At 45.9% G+C, this 15,110-nt stretch carries 14 protein-coding genes; 10 read left to right on the plus strand and 4 right to left on the minus strand.

The genetic code is table 11. From position 1 onward, the window contains the following. Positions 1 to 30 precede the first annotated feature (30 nt). The 7 genes from rnhB to AB8613_RS12580 all read left to right on the plus strand — a co-directional run bounded on the left by rnhB (position 31) and on the right by AB8613_RS12580 (position 8,484). Complete coding sequence (gene rnhB, locus AB8613_RS12550; RefSeq protein ID WP_048606660.1) at positions 31 to 651, plus strand: ribonuclease HII; 621 nt, start codon at positions 31 to 33, stop codon at positions 649 to 651. Positions 652 to 793: 142 nt separating this feature from the next. Further along, on the plus strand, positions 794 to 4,273 hold the full coding sequence (dnaE, locus tag AB8613_RS12555; protein WP_372383889.1) for a DNA polymerase III subunit alpha: 3,480 nt from the start codon (positions 794 to 796) through the stop codon (positions 4,271 to 4,273). A 45-nt stretch (positions 4,274 to 4,318) separates the two neighbouring features. Further along, positions 4,319 to 5,278, plus strand: coding sequence for an acetyl-CoA carboxylase carboxyl transferase subunit alpha (accA, locus tag AB8613_RS12560; protein ID WP_017060731.1), 960 nt, complete (start codon positions 4,319 to 4,321; stop codon positions 5,276 to 5,278). A 125-nt stretch (positions 5,279 to 5,403) separates the two neighbouring features. Beyond that, positions 5,404 to 6,741, plus strand: coding sequence for a tRNA lysidine(34) synthetase TilS (gene tilS, locus AB8613_RS12565; RefSeq protein ID WP_372383890.1), 1,338 nt, complete (start codon positions 5,404 to 5,406; stop codon positions 6,739 to 6,741). Positions 6,742 to 6,799: 58 nt separating this feature from the next. Then, the gene (locus AB8613_RS12570) at positions 6,800 to 7,111 is read left to right on the plus strand and encodes a cytochrome c (RefSeq protein WP_285954320.1); all 312 of its coding nucleotides are present in this window, start codon (positions 6,800 to 6,802) and stop codon (positions 7,109 to 7,111) included. Positions 7,112 to 7,241: 130 nt separating this feature from the next. Continuing rightward, entirely contained in the window at positions 7,242 to 7,580 is a 339-nt protein-coding gene (gene glnB / locus AB8613_RS12575) for a nitrogen regulatory protein P-II (protein WP_004738609.1), read from the plus strand. 61 nt (positions 7,581 to 7,641) lie between these two features. Continuing rightward, a complete protein-coding gene (locus AB8613_RS12580) occupies positions 7,642 to 8,484 on the plus strand; it encodes an endonuclease/exonuclease/phosphatase family protein (RefSeq protein WP_146492103.1) in 843 nt (280 codons plus the stop codon). Positions 8,485 to 8,524: 40 nt separating this feature from the next. Here AB8613_RS12580 and AB8613_RS12585 read toward each other — a convergent pair whose 3' ends face one another. From AB8613_RS12585 to gloB, 3 genes are all read right to left on the minus strand, one after another. Continuing rightward, positions 8,525 to 9,211 carry a YIP1 family protein gene (locus AB8613_RS12585; RefSeq protein ID WP_061018600.1) on the minus strand — a complete coding sequence of 229 codons (687 nt, stop codon included), beginning with the start codon at positions 9,209 to 9,211 and terminating at the stop codon, positions 8,525 to 8,527. Then, positions 9,208 to 10,779, minus strand: a complete 1,572-nt coding sequence (locus AB8613_RS12590; RefSeq protein WP_372383891.1) for a LysM peptidoglycan-binding domain-containing protein — start codon at positions 10,777 to 10,779, stop codon at positions 9,208 to 9,210. The genes AB8613_RS12585 and AB8613_RS12590 overlap by 4 nt, the downstream gene beginning before the upstream one ends. Before the next feature lie 70 nt (positions 10,780 to 10,849). After that, positions 10,850 to 11,608, minus strand: coding sequence for a hydroxyacylglutathione hydrolase (gene gloB, locus AB8613_RS12595; RefSeq protein ID WP_146492105.1), 759 nt, complete (start codon positions 11,606 to 11,608; stop codon positions 10,850 to 10,852). Positions 11,609 to 11,661: 53 nt separating this feature from the next. Here gloB and AB8613_RS12600 point away from each other — a divergent pair, with 53 nt between their 5' ends. Further along, positions 11,662 to 12,444 (plus strand): class I SAM-dependent methyltransferase, encoded by a 783-nt coding sequence (locus tag AB8613_RS12600; RefSeq protein WP_146492106.1) that lies wholly within the window; start codon positions 11,662 to 11,664, stop codon positions 12,442 to 12,444. Between the two features lie 118 nt (positions 12,445 to 12,562). Here the strand turns inward: AB8613_RS12600 and rnhA are convergent, their stop codons facing one another. Beyond that, positions 12,563 to 13,027 (minus strand): ribonuclease HI, encoded by a 465-nt coding sequence (gene rnhA, locus AB8613_RS12605; protein WP_372383892.1) that lies wholly within the window; start codon positions 13,025 to 13,027, stop codon positions 12,563 to 12,565. 56 nt (positions 13,028 to 13,083) lie between these two features. Here rnhA and dnaQ point away from each other — a divergent pair, with 56 nt between their 5' ends. Both dnaQ and AB8613_RS12615 read left to right on the plus strand, forming a co-directional pair. Continuing rightward, complete coding sequence (dnaQ, locus tag AB8613_RS12610) at positions 13,084 to 13,851, plus strand: DNA polymerase III subunit epsilon (protein ID WP_017060722.1); 768 nt, start codon at positions 13,084 to 13,086, stop codon at positions 13,849 to 13,851. A 9-nt stretch (positions 13,852 to 13,860) separates the two neighbouring features. Next, complete coding sequence (locus AB8613_RS12615) at positions 13,861 to 15,108, plus strand: TIGR03503 family protein (RefSeq protein ID WP_285954322.1); 1,248 nt, start codon at positions 13,861 to 13,863, stop codon at positions 15,106 to 15,108. Positions 15,109 to 15,110: the final 2 nt, after the last annotated feature.

Genomic DNA, 15,110 nt, shown 5'->3' on the forward strand with positions numbered 1-15,110 from the left:
GCTTACTTACAGAACATTAAGAGATTAGTTATGGCAGTAAAAGAGAAAAAAGAGCTTCCTCCTTTTGAGTATCCGCAAGGTTACCAGTTGTTTGCTGGTGTGGATGAAGTAGGCCGTGGCCCTTTGGTTGGCGATGTAGTGACCGCTGCGGTTATCCTCGATCCAAACAACCCAATCGAAGGCTTGAACGACTCAAAGAAATTATCTGAGAAAAAGCGCCTAGCTTTGCTTCCAGAAATTAAAGAGAAAGCTCTGGCATGGTCTGTTGGTCGTTGTTCTCCACAAGAAATTGATGAGTTGAATATTCTGCAAGCGACGATGGTTGCTATGCAGCGAGCTATCGCAGGGTTGAGCGTTCAACCTGATATGGCGCTAATCGATGGAAACCGTGTCCCAGAACTGCCAATGGACGGTCTTGCTATTGTAAAGGGTGACTTGCGAGTGGCTGAAATCAGTGCGGCGTCGATTATCGCTAAAGTCGTTCGAGACCAAGAGATGGAAGAGCTTGATAAACTTCATCCAGAGTTTGGTTTTGCTAAACATAAAGGTTACCCGACTAAAGCGCATTTCGAAGCGATTGAAAAACATGGCGTAACCGAGCACTACCGCAAAAGCTTTAAGCCAGTAAAACGTATTCTTGGCATAGATTAGAGCGTATTGATTAAGCTCTATATAGACTAGAGCTTACGTTAACTAGAGCTGGGCATCGAATAAAGTTGCTAACTTGCGGTAGAAAAAAATAGAATACACACAGTTGTAATCCTAGGCTCAAACCTAGAACTCAGGAAAAATAATGTCAGATCCAAAATTTGTTCACCTACGCGTACACAGTGACTTTTCGATGGTGGATGGCCTATCCAAGGTGCCACCATTAGTTAAAAAAGTCGCTGAAATGGGTATGCCTGCTCTAGCATTGACCGACTTTACCAACCTGTGTGGTTTGGTTAAGTTCTACGGTACTGCTCATGGGTGCGGGGTTAAACCAATTATTGGTGCTGACTTCCTAATGCAGTCTCCAGAGTTCGGTGACGAGTTGACCAAGCTCACCGTCATTGCAACCGACAATAAAGGTTATAACAATCTAACGCTGCTTATCTCAAAAGCCTACCTTCGCGGTCATGTTCAGCATCAGCCTGTTATTGATAAAGAGTGGCTAATTGAGAATGCCGAAGGCCTAATTATCCTATCGGGTGCGAAGGAAGGTGAGATTGGTAAGGCGTTACTGAAAGGCAACCGTGAGCTAGTGGCAAGCAGCGTCGAGTTTTACAAAACGTACTTCGCCGATCGTTTTTACTTGGAACTGATTCGTACTGGACGTCCGGATGAAGAGTCTTACCTGCACTTCGCGTTAGAGCTTGCTGAGCAAGAAGACTTGCCTGTTGTTGCGACCAACGAAGTAGTATTCCTTACTGAAGACCTTTTTGATGCCCATGAAATCCGCGTGGCGATTCATGATGGCTTCACGATGGTCGATCCTCGTCGTCCTAAAAATTACAGCGCGCAACAGTATCTTCGTAGCGAAGAAGAGATGTGCGAGTTGTTCTCAGATATACCTGAAGCACTTGAGAATAGTGTTGAGATTGCCAAGCGTTGTAATGTAACGGTTCGTCTGGGCGAATACTTCCTGCCTAACTTCCCAACGGAAGGTTTGGCGATTGAAGACTTCCTGATCAAGAAATCTGAAGAAGGTCTTGAGCGACGTCTAGCGTTCCTATTCCCAGATGAAAAAGTTCGTGCTGAGCGCAGGCCGGAATACGATGAGCGACTTGAGATCGAGCTCGAAGTTGTCAATAACATGGGTTTCCCAGGTTATTTCTTGATCGTAATGGAGTTTATCCAGTGGTCAAAAGACAACGATGTGCCCGTAGGTCCAGGGCGTGGTTCTGGTGCCGGTTCTTTGGTGGCTTACGCGCTTGATATCACCGACCTTGATCCGCTTGAGTACGATCTACTTTTCGAACGTTTCTTGAACCCAGAACGTGTATCGATGCCCGATTTTGATATCGACTTCTGTATGGATAAACGTGACCAAGTAATTGATCACGTTGCTGAAATGTATGGTCGTGATGCGGTATCTCAGATCATCACTTTTGGTACCATGGCGGCAAAAGCGGTAATCCGTGACGTAGGCCGTGTACTGGGTCACCCGTTTGGTTTCGTCGATCGAATCTCAAAGCTTGTACCGCCAGATCCGGGCATGACGCTCGAAAAAGCGTTCCTTGCTGAACCGGCATTGCCAGAGCTTTACGATGGCGATGAAGAAGTCCGTGAGCTAATTGATAAGTGTCGCATCCTTGAAGGTTGTACGCGAAATGCCGGTAAGCATGCGGGGGGTGTTGTTATATCACCTACCACGATCACCGACTTTGCACCAATTTATGCCGATGCTGAAGGTAACTTCCCAGTAACGCAATTCGATAAGAATGACGTTGAAACAGCTGGCTTGGTTAAGTTCGACTTCTTGGGTCTGCGTACCCTGACCATCATCGACTGGGCGTTAGGCCTAGTGAACCCTCGTTTGAAGAAAGAGGGTAAAGAACCGGTTCGTATCGAGTCGATTCCTCTTGATGACCAAGCGTCGTTCAATCTATTACAAAATTCTGAAACCACCGCGGTATTCCAGCTGGAATCGCGTGGTATGAAAGACCTGATCAAACGTCTACAGCCTGACTGTTTTGAAGATATCATCGCATTGGTAGCCCTGTTCCGTCCGGGTCCTCTGCAATCAGGCATGGTAGATAACTTTATCGACCGTAAACACGGCCGTGAAGCGGTATCTTACCCTGATGAAACGTGGCAACACGAATCACTGAAAGAGACACTAGAACCTACCTACGGCATCATCCTGTACCAAGAACAGGTAATGCAGATTGCACAGATTCTGGCAGGCTATACGCTTGGCGGCGCGGATATGTTGCGTCGTGCGATGGGTAAGAAAAAGCCAGAAGAGATGGCGAAACAGCGTGGTACCTTTAAAGAGGGCGCTGAAGCCAATGGTGTTGATGGCGAACTTGCCATGAAGATCTTTGACTTGGTAGAGAAATTTGCGGGCTACGGCTTTAACAAATCTCACTCGGCTGCATACGCACTGGTTTCTTATCAAACTCTATGGCTGAAAACGCACTACCCAGCGGAATTTATGGCTGCGGTAATGACGGCGGATATGGATAACACCGAGAAGGTTATCGGCCTTGTTGATGAATGTTTCCGTATGAAGCTCAAGCTTTTGCCACCAGATATCAACTCGGGTCTGTACCGCTTTAACGTCGATGAAGATGGCGCAATTGTTTATGGCATCGGTGCAATCAAAGGGGTCGGTGAGGGCCCTATTGAAGCAATCATTGAAGCGCGAAATAAAGGCGGTTATTTTAAAGACTTATTCGACTTCTGTGCACGCCTTGATCTGAAGAAGGTTAATAAACGTGTTATCGAAAAGTTGATTCTATCCGGAGCCTTAGATAGATTAGGTCCTCACCGAGCAGCGATGATGGCCTCTTTGAAAGATGCGGTGAAGGCGGCGAGCCAACATCACCATGCCGAGTCTTTTGGTCAATCTGATATGTTTGGTGTGTTGACCGACGCTCCGGAAGAGGTTGAGCACAAGTATACCCAAGTGCCTAAGTGGCCTGAGAAGGTTTGGCTTGAGGGTGAACGTGAAACGCTTGGTTTGTATTTAACGGGTCACCCGGTTAACGCTTACATCAAAGAGTTAGCGAAATACACCAGCTGTCGCTTAAAAGATGCCACGCCAACGCGTCGTGACCAATCACTAACGATTGCTGGCTTGGTGATTGCTGCGAGAGTGATGACCACTAAGCGCGGTACACGAATCGGTTTGATGACACTTGATGACCGTTCGGGCCGAATGGAAGTGATGTTGTTCTCGGATGCGCTCGATCGCTACGCAGAATTGCTCGAGAAAGACAAAATTGTGGTCGTTTCCGGACAGGTCAGCTTTGATGATTTCAATGGCGGGCTTAAAATGTCCGCGCGCGAGGTCATGGACTTAGGAAGCGCCCGTGAGAAATATGCTCGTGGGGTGTCGATATCTATCGACCAATCCCAAATTAACGGTCAATTTTTTGAACGCTTTAGTCAAATCTTAGAACCTTATAGAGCCGGAACGGTCCCAGTCAATGTATACTACCAGCGTGCCGACGCTAGAGCGCGGTTAACATTGGGCACAGAATGGCGTGTGACGCCAAGTGATACATTACTAGACGAATTAAAACAGCTGCTTGGAAATAGCCAAGTAGAACTCGAATTTAACTAAAATTTAGCTTCGCGAATGCGGAGCTGAATCAACAAGGATTCATAGATGAGCCTGAACTTTCTAGAATTTGAAAAGCCTATCGCTGAACTTGAAGCAAAAATCGAAGCGCTACGTGACGTTTCGCGTCACGGTGGTGACACTGCGGTAGATCTAGACAAAGAAATCGAACAACTAGAGAAAAAAAGCTTAGAGCTTAAACAGAAAATCTTTAGTGACTTAGGTGCATGGCAGGTAGCTCAACTTGCTCGTCACCCTCAACGTCCTTACACAAAAGATTACCTGGAGCATGCATTCACAGAATTTGAAGAGATGGCGGGCGATCGCGCTTACGCTGACGACAAAGCAATTGTGGGTGGTATGGCTCGTCTAAATGGCCGTCCTGTTATGGTTATTGGTCACCAGAAAGGTCGTGAGACTAAAGAGAAAGTGATCCGTAACTTTGGTATGCCAAAGCCAGAAGGCTACCGTAAGGCGCTACGTCTAATGGAAACCGCTGAGCGTTTCAACATGCCTATCATCACTTTCATCGACACAGCGGGCGCATACCCAGGTGTTGGTGCTGAAGAGCGTGGTCAATCTGAAGCTATCGCTAAAAACCTAAAAGTTATGGCTGGCCTTTCAGTTCCTGTTATCTGTAACGTTGTGGGTGAAGGCGGTTCTGGTGGTGCACTAGCGATTGGTGTTGGTGACTACGTGAACATGCTTCAGTACTCTACGTACTCAGTAATCTCTCCAGAAGGTTGTGCTTCAATCCTATGGCGTGATTCAGATAAAGCCCCACAAGCAGCTGAAGCGATGGGCCTGATTGCTCCTCGCCTTAAAGAGCTTGAGCTTATCGACGAAATCATTCCTGAGCCTCTAGGTGGCGCGCACCGCGACCCTGCACAAACCGCTCAGAACATGAAAGATATGCTAGTTAAACAGCTAGAAGAGCTAGAGCAGTTTGATAACGAAACGCTTCTTGAGCGTCGTTACCAGCGTCTAATGAGCTACGGCTACTGCTGATAAGTTGCCTTAGCAATAAGGCTAACTATACGAACAAGATGATGAAAGGGTTGGACTCAGTGCCAACCCTTTTTTATTATTAAGACATTATCCCGTCACACACGATCTCTTGGTTTATTAGCCTCATGACACACTTAGTTGATACCTTCACATTTGTACTTGGCCAAAGCGAGCTCAAACCTCGTCGGTTGATCGTCGCTTTCAGTGGTGGTGTCGATTCACGAGTGTTGTTGGAGTTGGCTGCGCAATACGCTAAGTCCCATCACATTGAGTGCTGCGCGGTACATGTTCACCACGGCTTAAGCAACAATGCTGATCACTGGGCAGGGCAGTGCCAAGCATGGTGTGATGCTTTGTCGGTTTCCTTGTTCATTGAACGAGTCTCGCTAGATATCAGCAGTGGAGAAAGCGTTGAAAAGCTGGCTCGAGACGCGCGATACCAAGCCTTTAAAAAGCATATTAGACAAGGTGATGTATTAGTTACAGGTCAACACATCGATGACCAAGTCGAGACTTTCTTGTTGGCGTTGAAGCGTGGCAGTGGTCCGAAAGGGCTCTCTTCAATGGCGAAAGTGATGCCGTTTGCTAATGCTTATATCGTTCGCCCACTGCTGTCGGTGACGAGAACGGATATTGAAGGGGCGGCGCGCGATATGGCTTTAACTTGGGTAGAAGATGAGAGTAATCAAGACGTTCGCTTTGACCGCAATTTTATTCGTCATCAAGTCACTCCGGCACTGACCGAGCGTTGGCCTAGTTTCCGAGAGTCGGTCAGTCGCAGCGCTCAGCTATGTGCAGAGCAAGAGTTACTGTTAGATGAGTTGTTAGAATCCCACTTACAGCAAGCTTTAGGTGGCAACCAGAACCAAAGCTTAAGCATCGAAGCGTTATACCAGCACTCTGATTTACTACGCGCACGTTTATTAAGAATGTGGCTTAACCATTGTAATCAACCGATGCCGAGTCAAAAGCAACTCCAGCTTATCTGGGAGGAAGTGGCGTGTGCTCAGGCGGATGCCAACCCTAAGCTGGTGTTAAATGGCGTTGAAGTTAGGCGTTTTAATCAAAAACTCTATTTGGTTCGAGAGACTAAAGATCTATCGGGCTGGCAAGGTGACGTTTCTGTTGGAGGAAGGTTGGTTCTGCCTGATGGCTTGGGAGATGTCAGCTTGCAAGTGGGGGGACCTGAGTCCGAACCTGGTCGTCGTGTACAAACGTTCAGCTTACCAAACCAAAATGCGGTATTACGTGTTACCTTTAACCCCGAAGGATTATCGGCTCACCCTGTTGGGCGAGGTCATAGCAGGAAGCTGAAGAAGTTGTTTCAAGAGTACCAAGTACCCAGTTGGTTAAGACGCAGAACGCCGATATTAATGGATGGCGATCGAGTGATCGCTGTTTTAGGCTTATTCGTAGATAAAAACTACGAAGGTCAAGATTGTGAAGCGCTTTGGAGCAAGTAGAAAAAGTTTGTGTCACAATTCACCGTCACTTTAATAAAAATAATTAATGGAATATGCAATGAAGAAAATTACACTAGGATTAGTTCTTGGATTTGGACTATTGAGTGGTAACGCTCTGGCGGGTGATGTTGCTGCGGGTCAAGCTAAAGCAGCAATCTGTGCAGCATGTCATGGTGCTGACGGTATCGCAGTGATCCCAGGCTACCCAAACCTTAAAGGTCAAAACGAGCAATACATCGCTTCATCAATTAACGCATATAAGAACGGCCAGCGCACCGGCGGTTTGGCCGCTGTAATGAAGGCTCAAGCTTCAATGCTGAATGATGCAGATATTGCTAACCTAGCCGCTTACTACGCAAGCCTTAAGTAAAACCTTCTTAAAGCGCTGATTAAACAAGATGATAAATTTCGAGCCAGAGCTTTAATGCTCTGGCTTTTTTCATTGAATGTTTACTATAGCTAACCGATAATGAGCCATTCGCACAGTTTAAGGGATGAACATGAAAAAGATTGAAGCCATTATCAAGCCATTCAAACTTGATGATGTACGTGAAGCACTTGCAGAAGTGGGTATTACGGGTATGACAGTATCTGAAGTTAAAGGCTTTGGACGTCAGAAAGGTCATACTGAGCTATATCGTGGCGCAGAGTACATGGTCGACTTTTTACCTAAAGTGAAATTAGAAATCGTTGTGACCGACGAAGTGGCTGACCAATGTGTTGATACCATCATCGAGACGGCTCAAACAGGTAAAATTGGTGACGGTAAGATCTTCATTACTGACGTTGAACGTGTGGTACGTATTCGTACTGGCGAAGAAGACGAAGACGCCGTATAAAAAAACTATTACCCTAAAAGGAGCGTTTATCGCTCCTTTTTCATTTCTGGTAGGGTGCTGTATGTTTAAGAAAACCATCATTGTTATCACACTGCTGATAACGCTTGTTGTCGTTAGTTTTCATTTTATCTTTGTGATACCGAATAAACCCAACCTGATCACTTCCTCTCAAAGTACCAGCAACGACATCTACAGCTGTTACCAAAACTCTGCACCGAAAGCGATTGATGTGTCTGACGGCTTAGATATTACCGTGTGGAATATCTACAAGCAAAACCGCAGTAATTGGCAGAGTGAGTTGAATAAGCTGTCAGCAGGTAGCGATTTAGTTTTGCTGCAAGAAGCGAGTATGACAGAAGGGCTTCGCCAATGGGTGACAAGTGGTCAGTGGGGAAGTACACGAGTTAATGCGTTTGAAGCCTTTGAGAAAAGTGCTGGTGTACTTAACTTAGCGACGCATTTACCGATCGAAGCTTGTGCTTATACTCATGAAGAACCTTGGCTTCAATTGCCTAAATCCGCGCTTTGGTCTCGTTACCTGCTCAGTAATGGCGAAGAACTGGCGGTGATTAATATTCATGCTGTGAACTTTACCTTTGGGACCGAAGATTACGAGGCTCAGCTCAAGAGCTTAACTGACAATCTGCAAAAGTATCGTGGGCCTGTTATTTTTGCTGGGGATTTTAATAGTTGGAGTGAGGCTCGCTTCGCTGTATTGAAAGATGCGTTGGAAAAGGTTGGTTTGACAGAGGTTGCTTTTGATCCAGATGATCGCACTCAATTTATTACGGGTTTAGTGCTAGACCATGTGTTCTATCGAGGGCTCGAGGTAGAAAAAGCAAAAGCGCCCATTACGGACGCTTCTGATCACAACCCAATGCGAGTGACGTTTAAGGCTAAATAGACGAGTGAATTTTCGCCAGCCTTCTTTTTATCTCTTCAGCTTAGAAGATTAAAATGTAGAGCGCCCAGATTAGGTAGTAGCCAATCCATGGTAAGCCAGAAATTACCAATGCTTGACCACGTTCAAACTCAGTCCAAGTTAATACCGCTGCATAACCCAGTACGATGTACCATGGTAATAATAGTGGCAACGAGCTAGCAAACTGTGACCACTCATTGGTTAGTGGTAACTTAATTAAGCCGTTTAAGCTGTTCAAGTCAGCAGCGTAGTTCATCACATGCCCATGCTTAAGTATCAGGCTTGCGTAGCTCGCAATGTCGCCTAAAACTGCAGGGAAGATGATAACGGATGCCGCTGCAAACCATCGCCAAAAGCTATGTTGATGTTGACTTGGCTTAGTTGCGAGGTTAAACCAGAATGCCAACAAAACGATGGTTAGCGTTCGGCTAAATACGTCGTTGATGATTTCACTTGCGAGTAGGGTGTTGCTGTCGAGTAACGCCAATTGGTCAGGGTTAGTTTGAGCCAGTTGTTGTGACAATTCAGCACTTAGCCATGCAAAATCTACATTCGAAAAATAAGCACCCCAAAACAAAAAGGGGCTGAGCATTAATACGACGTAGGGTTGCCATCCCCAAGCACTTCGTTGATAAAGCGCTAAGAAACACGCTGTTGGTGAACGGAATATATCCAACAGCATGACGAGTGGGTTACTTGACGGGTTCATACACTTACCTTAGTTACATCAACATACAGCTTCAGTTTTTGTCCTGGCTGTAGGTATTTCTTGTTCTGCAAAGCGTTCCATTTTACAACATCTGCACTTTTTACTTTGAACTTTGATGCAATACCGCTGACTGTGTCACCTGATCTTACGTTATAGAAGATGGTGCGGATGATGGCACCGTCAGAACCGTTCTTCCAAATGACCAACTCTTGACCAACTCGTAACGTGTCGCGTGGCCCCATACCATTCCACTTAGCAAGTGATTGGTGAGATACCTTATTTGCGCGTGCAATCGTCCATAAGCTGTCACCACTTTTTACTTTGTGGGTTAGCTTATATTGACCGCGACTCTTTGACTGTGTGCTTGCTAGACGGTTTGAAGCGCTGAGAGCGTAAGCTTTATCATCTTTAGTCGAAGTCGGGATCAGTAGGTGCTGACCAATACGAATATTGTTGTTGGTCAAACCGTTCGCTGAGCGAATCACTTTGCTGGTGGTGTTGTATTTATTTGCCAGTACGCTGATGCTGTCGCCAGATTGAACCTTGTAACGTACTAGCTTCATGCCTTTGCCTTTATTGGCCGTGACTTCTCTGTTGAACTTTTCAACTGAATCTAAGGGAAGCAGTAATTGTTGGTGTTTTTCTGGTGCCGTCGCCCACTGGTTATAGGCAGGGTTATAGCCTTGCAGCTCTTTTACTGGAATGCCTGCGTAGTTAGCTGCGATTGCTAAATCCAGTTGCTCTTCCGGGTTAACTAGAGTCAGCACCGGCTTGTTTGGAATTGCAGGAATATCAATGCCATATTTTTCTTGGTTGGCAATTACGTCGGCCAGTGCCAGCAGTTTAGGTACGTAGCTGCTAGTCTCTTTTGGCAGGTCCAGTGAGAAGAAGTCGATTGGCTTACCAAGCTTCTTGTTCTTGCGGATTGCGCTGTTTACACGTCCACCACCACTATTGTAGGCAGCGATTGCGTGTTGCCAGTTGCCATCAAAACGTTTGTTTAGGTCGGTTAGGAAATCCAATGCAGCATCGGTTGAAGCGGCAACATCTCGGCGGCCGTCGTACCAGAAGTTCTGTTCTAGCCCGTAAGCTTCACCGGTGCCTGAAATGAACTGCCATAAGCCAGCGGCGCTACCGTGAGAATACGCAAATGCATCAAATGAGCTTTCAACAACGGGCAACAGTGCCAGTTCTAAAGGCAGGTCTCTTTCTTCAATCTTGGTGGTGATCAAATAAAGGAAAGGCTCAGCACGTTTTGATACGGTTTTTAGATGACTAGGGTGTTTAAGATACCAAGTTCGGTAGTAGTCGACCTTCTTTTGGTCGGGCACTTCCATTTCAAGTTGCATAGCAATACGTTTCCAAACATCTTCTTGTGTTTGTGGAGTAACGACAGGTGCTTCAACTTTTGGCTCTTTGTTGGTCGCATCTGGTGAAACGTTCGTTTGAGAAACTTCTTTAGTAGGAGAGGTGTTGGTTTGCTTGGAAGCTTGGTCTGGATTCTCTGACTGAGTTAATTGGCAACCAGAAAGTAGTAATACCAAAGCCCAGCTGTACTTAACTCGCATGTTACAGCCTTTTTAATAAACGGCCGATGATAATACTTGCCACCCCCTATGAGTGACAAGTCTGTATTTGTTAAAATTCGTTCTTCCACGCACGTAAAGCGGTAAATACTGATAAAGGATCAGTTTGCTCAGTACGATTAGACACTGATTTCACTACACTTGGCTCGGTATAGCGCAAGAAGGGGTTAACAAACTTCTCTTGTCTCAAATTTGTGGGGATGGTCGACTTATTTTGGGCACGCAGTCGGTTCACTTGGTCGCGATATTGCTGCAAATGTTGGTTATCAGGCTCAACCGCTAATGCGAAAGCGATATTGGCTGCAGTGTATTCATGTGCACAATACACTTCGGTTTCTTGAGGCAGCGCTGTGATCTTATTCAGCGCATCGAACATCTGTTGTGGTGTGCCTTCCATGATTCGGCCACAGCCTGCTGAGAACAAGACATCACCACAAAATAGTTTGGCATCACCCACATAGCCAATATGACCAGCAGTGTGTCCGCTTAGTCCTAACACGAGGAAGACTTCACCAAACAGTTCTAACTGGTCACCATCATCAACCGGATGCGTTAATGTCGGGATAGGTTCATTTCGAGGGCCAACAACATCGACGCCGGGAAATTGTCTTACCAGCTCTGGAACGCCACCAATGTGATCGTGGTGGTGGTGTGTAATCAAGATTGCATCTAAAGTTAGCTCATGGTTCGCTAAGTACTCTAATACTGGAGCCGCATCACCAGGGTCGACGACAGCACAACGGCGATCGCTATTTTCAATCAGCCAGATGTAATTGTCGTTAAATGCAGGTATGCTTTTGATATGTAACATTATTGGTTCTCCAGTCACTTTCAGTGCGACAGAATAAGTGAGACAGATTATTGATGAAGCCAGCACGTAGCAGAAAGAAGTTTGAACATCCCTACACTTGGGCACAGTTGCACAATGGGGACTGGTTGAGAGAATCTATTCAAACTCGACTCGATGAGTGGTGCCCAAAGCTATTTGGTTACCATATGCTCAAGCTCGGCGGCCTCAGTAGTGAGATTTCTAGCTGCACATGCAACATTCAACATCAAGTAAACCTAGATATCCAGAACCCATTACATAATGTGATAGCAGATGGCTATAATTTGCCCTTTTTGGAGAAAAGCTTTGATGTTGTGGTGCTCAGTCATCAATTAGATTATAGCAATGACCCGCATCGATTATTGAGAGAAGTCGACCGAGTGATGATGGACGATGGCTATATCATCATTACTGGCTTCAACCCTTTCAGTGTGACGGGGCTCGCCAGTTTGATGCCTTGGCGAAAGAACAGCTTGCCTTGGAGTGGGCGCATGTACACGCCAAATCGAATTAAAGACTGGCTCGGTGTGCTTAATTATGAAGTGATTCATTGTGATACCTACGCGTTGTTTCCGATGAGTAAGTATCAAGCGATGTGGACGTGGTTGGAGAACGCTTTAGGTGGCTGTGCCTCTTTTGCTGGCAGCCAATACTTTATTGTTGCTCGCAAGCGTACTTACCCGCTCAAACCTATCAAGCCGCATTGGCACCTTAAGCGACGCTTCTCGCCTGTTGGAGCGAGTTTTAGAACCAACACGCGCCGTACAATGGATTCAGCTAAAGCTTCATATCCGTTAAAAACAGAAAAAGCCGACTAGTTGTCGGCTTTTCATCTATTAGTTCTGTTAAGAAACTATCCAATAGTTTAAGGCGTTATCAATTAGTTCCAGGAACAATAAATCGTTTTCTGAAATGTACGTCTAACTTCAAAAGATGTTAGCTTGGTTGATAGCCCGTATCTTCTTGAGTCGGATTTTCCGCTGCGTTTCTTGCTAAATCATCACACATCTCGTTTTCTCTGTGTCCTGCGTGTCCTTTTACCCAGCGCCAATCGACAGTGTGACGTGCTGTCTCTTTATCGAGCCTTTGCCACAGATCGGCATTTTTAACCGGTTTCTTATCGGCTGTTTTCCAGTCACGCTTTTTCCAGTTGTGAATCCACTGTGTGATGCCTTGACGCACGTATTGGCTATCTGTGGTCAGAATCACAGAGCAAGGTTCTTTGAGGGCTTGGAGAGCAACGACAGCGGCGAGCATTTCCATACGGTTATTGGTTGTTAGCGTGAAGCCTTCTGCTAGCGTCTTCTCGACTTTTTTGTAGCGAAGTACGATGCCATAGCCACCCGGACCAGGGTTACCTAAACAAGAACCATCAGTGAAAATTTCAACTTGTTTCGTCATGATTTGATACTATTACCTCAAGCACATTATCGGCATAGTCTGACACAGTTATCCTTATGAATACCAGTAGCACTCCAGAACAAAGCACGAACGAAAAAAACAGTTCGAACGAAAATAAGCGTATTGTTGTACTCGATACCGAAACCACCGGTATGAATACAGAAGGTGGTCCTCACTATATGGGGCACCGCATCGTTGAGATTGGTGCAGTAGAGATCATCAACCGTAGGTTGACCGGGCGTCACTTTCACGTCTACATCAAGCCTGATCGTGCGATTCAAGAAGAGGCGATTGGCGTTCACGGTATTACCGATGAATTCTTGATTGATAAGCCTGAGTACCAAGACATACATAAAGAGTTTCTCGACTTTATCAAAGGTGCTGAGCTGGTGGCTCATAACGCGCCCTTCGATACGGGCTTTATGGACTATGAGTTTGAGAAGCTTAATCCAGCGATAGGTAAAACGGATGACTACTGTAAAGTTACCGATACCTTGGCGATGGCGAAGAAGATATTCCCAGGTAAAAGAAACAACCTAGATATCTTATGTGACCGTTATGGTATTGATAACTCGCACCGTACTCTTCACGGCGCATTGCTCGATGCGGAGATCCTAGCCGACGTCTACTTATTGATGACGGGTGGTCAAACTTCGCTGCAATTTAACGCTGGTCAACAGGAAGGCGAAGCGGAAAGCATACGAAGAGTAGAAAGTGGTCGAAAATCCCTAAAGGTTTTACGAGCTACGGCCGATGAAGTAGAAGCGCATCAAAGTCGTTTAGATCTCGTCGAGAAAAGCGGAAGCTGCCTCTGGCGTCAGTAGGGAGAAAGTATGTTAAGGGTATTGGCTACCGGTTGCTTATTGCTGTTAAGCTTTGGCTTACATGCAGCAACAGAATCCGTAATGAGTTTATTGGACAACCGTTTTCGAGTTGATCCCAGTATTGAACAAGTCACCTTTGTGATTTATCGAGCCGATAACTCTAAATCTGTCGTTTTGGTTCGCCCGGATGGCAAGAAATACTACTCTTGGCGCAATGCTGATAATGTCCGTTGGTACGAAGAATCGTCCATGGACATTATCTCTATCGACAACCCGATGCCCGGCCCTTGGCAAGCAATAGGTAATGTCTCACCTAAGAACAATATCAAGCTCCTATCTCACCTAGTTTTAGATGCTAATGAGTTTCCCGACAAGTTGTATCAGACAGAACGCATCAAATTTACCGCTCGACTGACTTCTGATGGTAAGCCGCTTGTGCTACGCGATTTTCTCGATCGCGTGAAGCTTAAAGTCACCTTTACTAAGTTTGTTGAAAACGAAGAGTCTTTAGTAAGAGAAGCGCGCCCGGTGCCTGTTGTGATGGGCGAGTTTGCCGATGATGGCGCTGATCTTGATGAAAAAGCCGGAGATGGTGTGTTCACTGTCTCTTTACCAATTGATATCGAGCCTGGTAAATACAGAGCGCGTATTACTTCTGGCAATGGCGTTTTCCTGCGAGCGCAAGAGCAAGAAGTCTTGGTTTACCCAACACCAATTACTACCACCTTCATTCAGTCACGAAAAGAGGGCTTACCTCATACTATTGTGGTGTCTGGTGAGCAGGGGATGATCGCACCGAGCTCGTTAGCGGTTCATGTTGAGCACAAGGCTCCTGATGAGTATGTGATGTACAAGCAGGGGCAAGCTGAAGTTGACGCAATGAAAGTCGCTTTAGAGGTGCCTTACAATGGCGATTTAGGGATATATAATTGGTCAGGGATGGTTTATGCCACTGATACTTCAAGTCAGCGCCCACTGACCTTTCCAATTACCGAGCAGTCGTACAGCGTTGTTGAAGATATCGACTTAGCAGAGTCACGACGTCTTCAAGAAGAAGCACTTGCTGAACAGAAGCGTATCGCAACAGAGTTGATGATCCTTCAAAAACGTGAAGATGACCGACAACGAAGTATGATCATTATTGCGGTGGGTAATGTGGTCGCGATTCTATTGGGTTTACTGATTTGGTTTGTGATTCGTAAAGTGACAGCCAAGAAAAGAGCGCTACCTGAGATGCAGCTCAAGGCACCAAAGTAATT

The sequence above is a fragment of the Vibrio sp. BS-M-Sm-2 genome, from assembly GCF_041504345.1.
In the GTDB taxonomy this organism is placed as follows: Bacteria; Pseudomonadota; Gammaproteobacteria; order Enterobacterales; family Vibrionaceae; genus Vibrio; species Vibrio satsumensis.

Coding starts and splice junctions, on each gene's coding strand:
- rnhB (WP_048606660.1), top strand. CDS start 31: ATGGCAGTAAAAGAGAAAAAAGAGCTTCCTCCTTTTGAGTATCCGCAA.
- dnaE (WP_372383889.1), top strand. CDS start 794: ATGTCAGATCCAAAATTTGTTCACCTACGCGTACACAGTGACTTTTCG.
- accA (WP_017060731.1), top strand. CDS start 4,319: ATGAGCCTGAACTTTCTAGAATTTGAAAAGCCTATCGCTGAACTTGAA.
- tilS (WP_372383890.1), top strand. CDS start 5,404: ATGACACACTTAGTTGATACCTTCACATTTGTACTTGGCCAAAGCGAG.
- AB8613_RS12570 (WP_285954320.1), top strand. CDS start 6,800: ATGAAGAAAATTACACTAGGATTAGTTCTTGGATTTGGACTATTGAGT.
- glnB (WP_004738609.1), top strand. CDS start 7,242: ATGAAAAAGATTGAAGCCATTATCAAGCCATTCAAACTTGATGATGTA.
- AB8613_RS12580 (WP_146492103.1), top strand. CDS start 7,642: ATGTTTAAGAAAACCATCATTGTTATCACACTGCTGATAACGCTTGTT.
- AB8613_RS12585 (WP_061018600.1), bottom strand. CDS start 9,211: ATGAACCCGTCAAGTAACCCACTCGTCATGCTGTTGGATATATTCCGT.
- AB8613_RS12590 (WP_372383891.1), bottom strand. CDS start 10,779: ATGCGAGTTAAGTACAGCTGGGCTTTGGTATTACTACTTTCTGGTTGC.
- gloB (WP_146492105.1), bottom strand. CDS start 11,608: ATGTTACATATCAAAAGCATACCTGCATTTAACGACAATTACATCTGG.
- AB8613_RS12600 (WP_146492106.1), top strand. CDS start 11,662: ATGAAGCCAGCACGTAGCAGAAAGAAGTTTGAACATCCCTACACTTGG.
- rnhA (WP_372383892.1), bottom strand. CDS start 13,027: ATGACGAAACAAGTTGAAATTTTCACTGATGGTTCTTGTTTAGGTAAC.
- dnaQ (WP_017060722.1), top strand. CDS start 13,084: ATGAATACCAGTAGCACTCCAGAACAAAGCACGAACGAAAAAAACAGT.
- AB8613_RS12615 (WP_285954322.1), top strand. CDS start 13,861: ATGTTAAGGGTATTGGCTACCGGTTGCTTATTGCTGTTAAGCTTTGGC.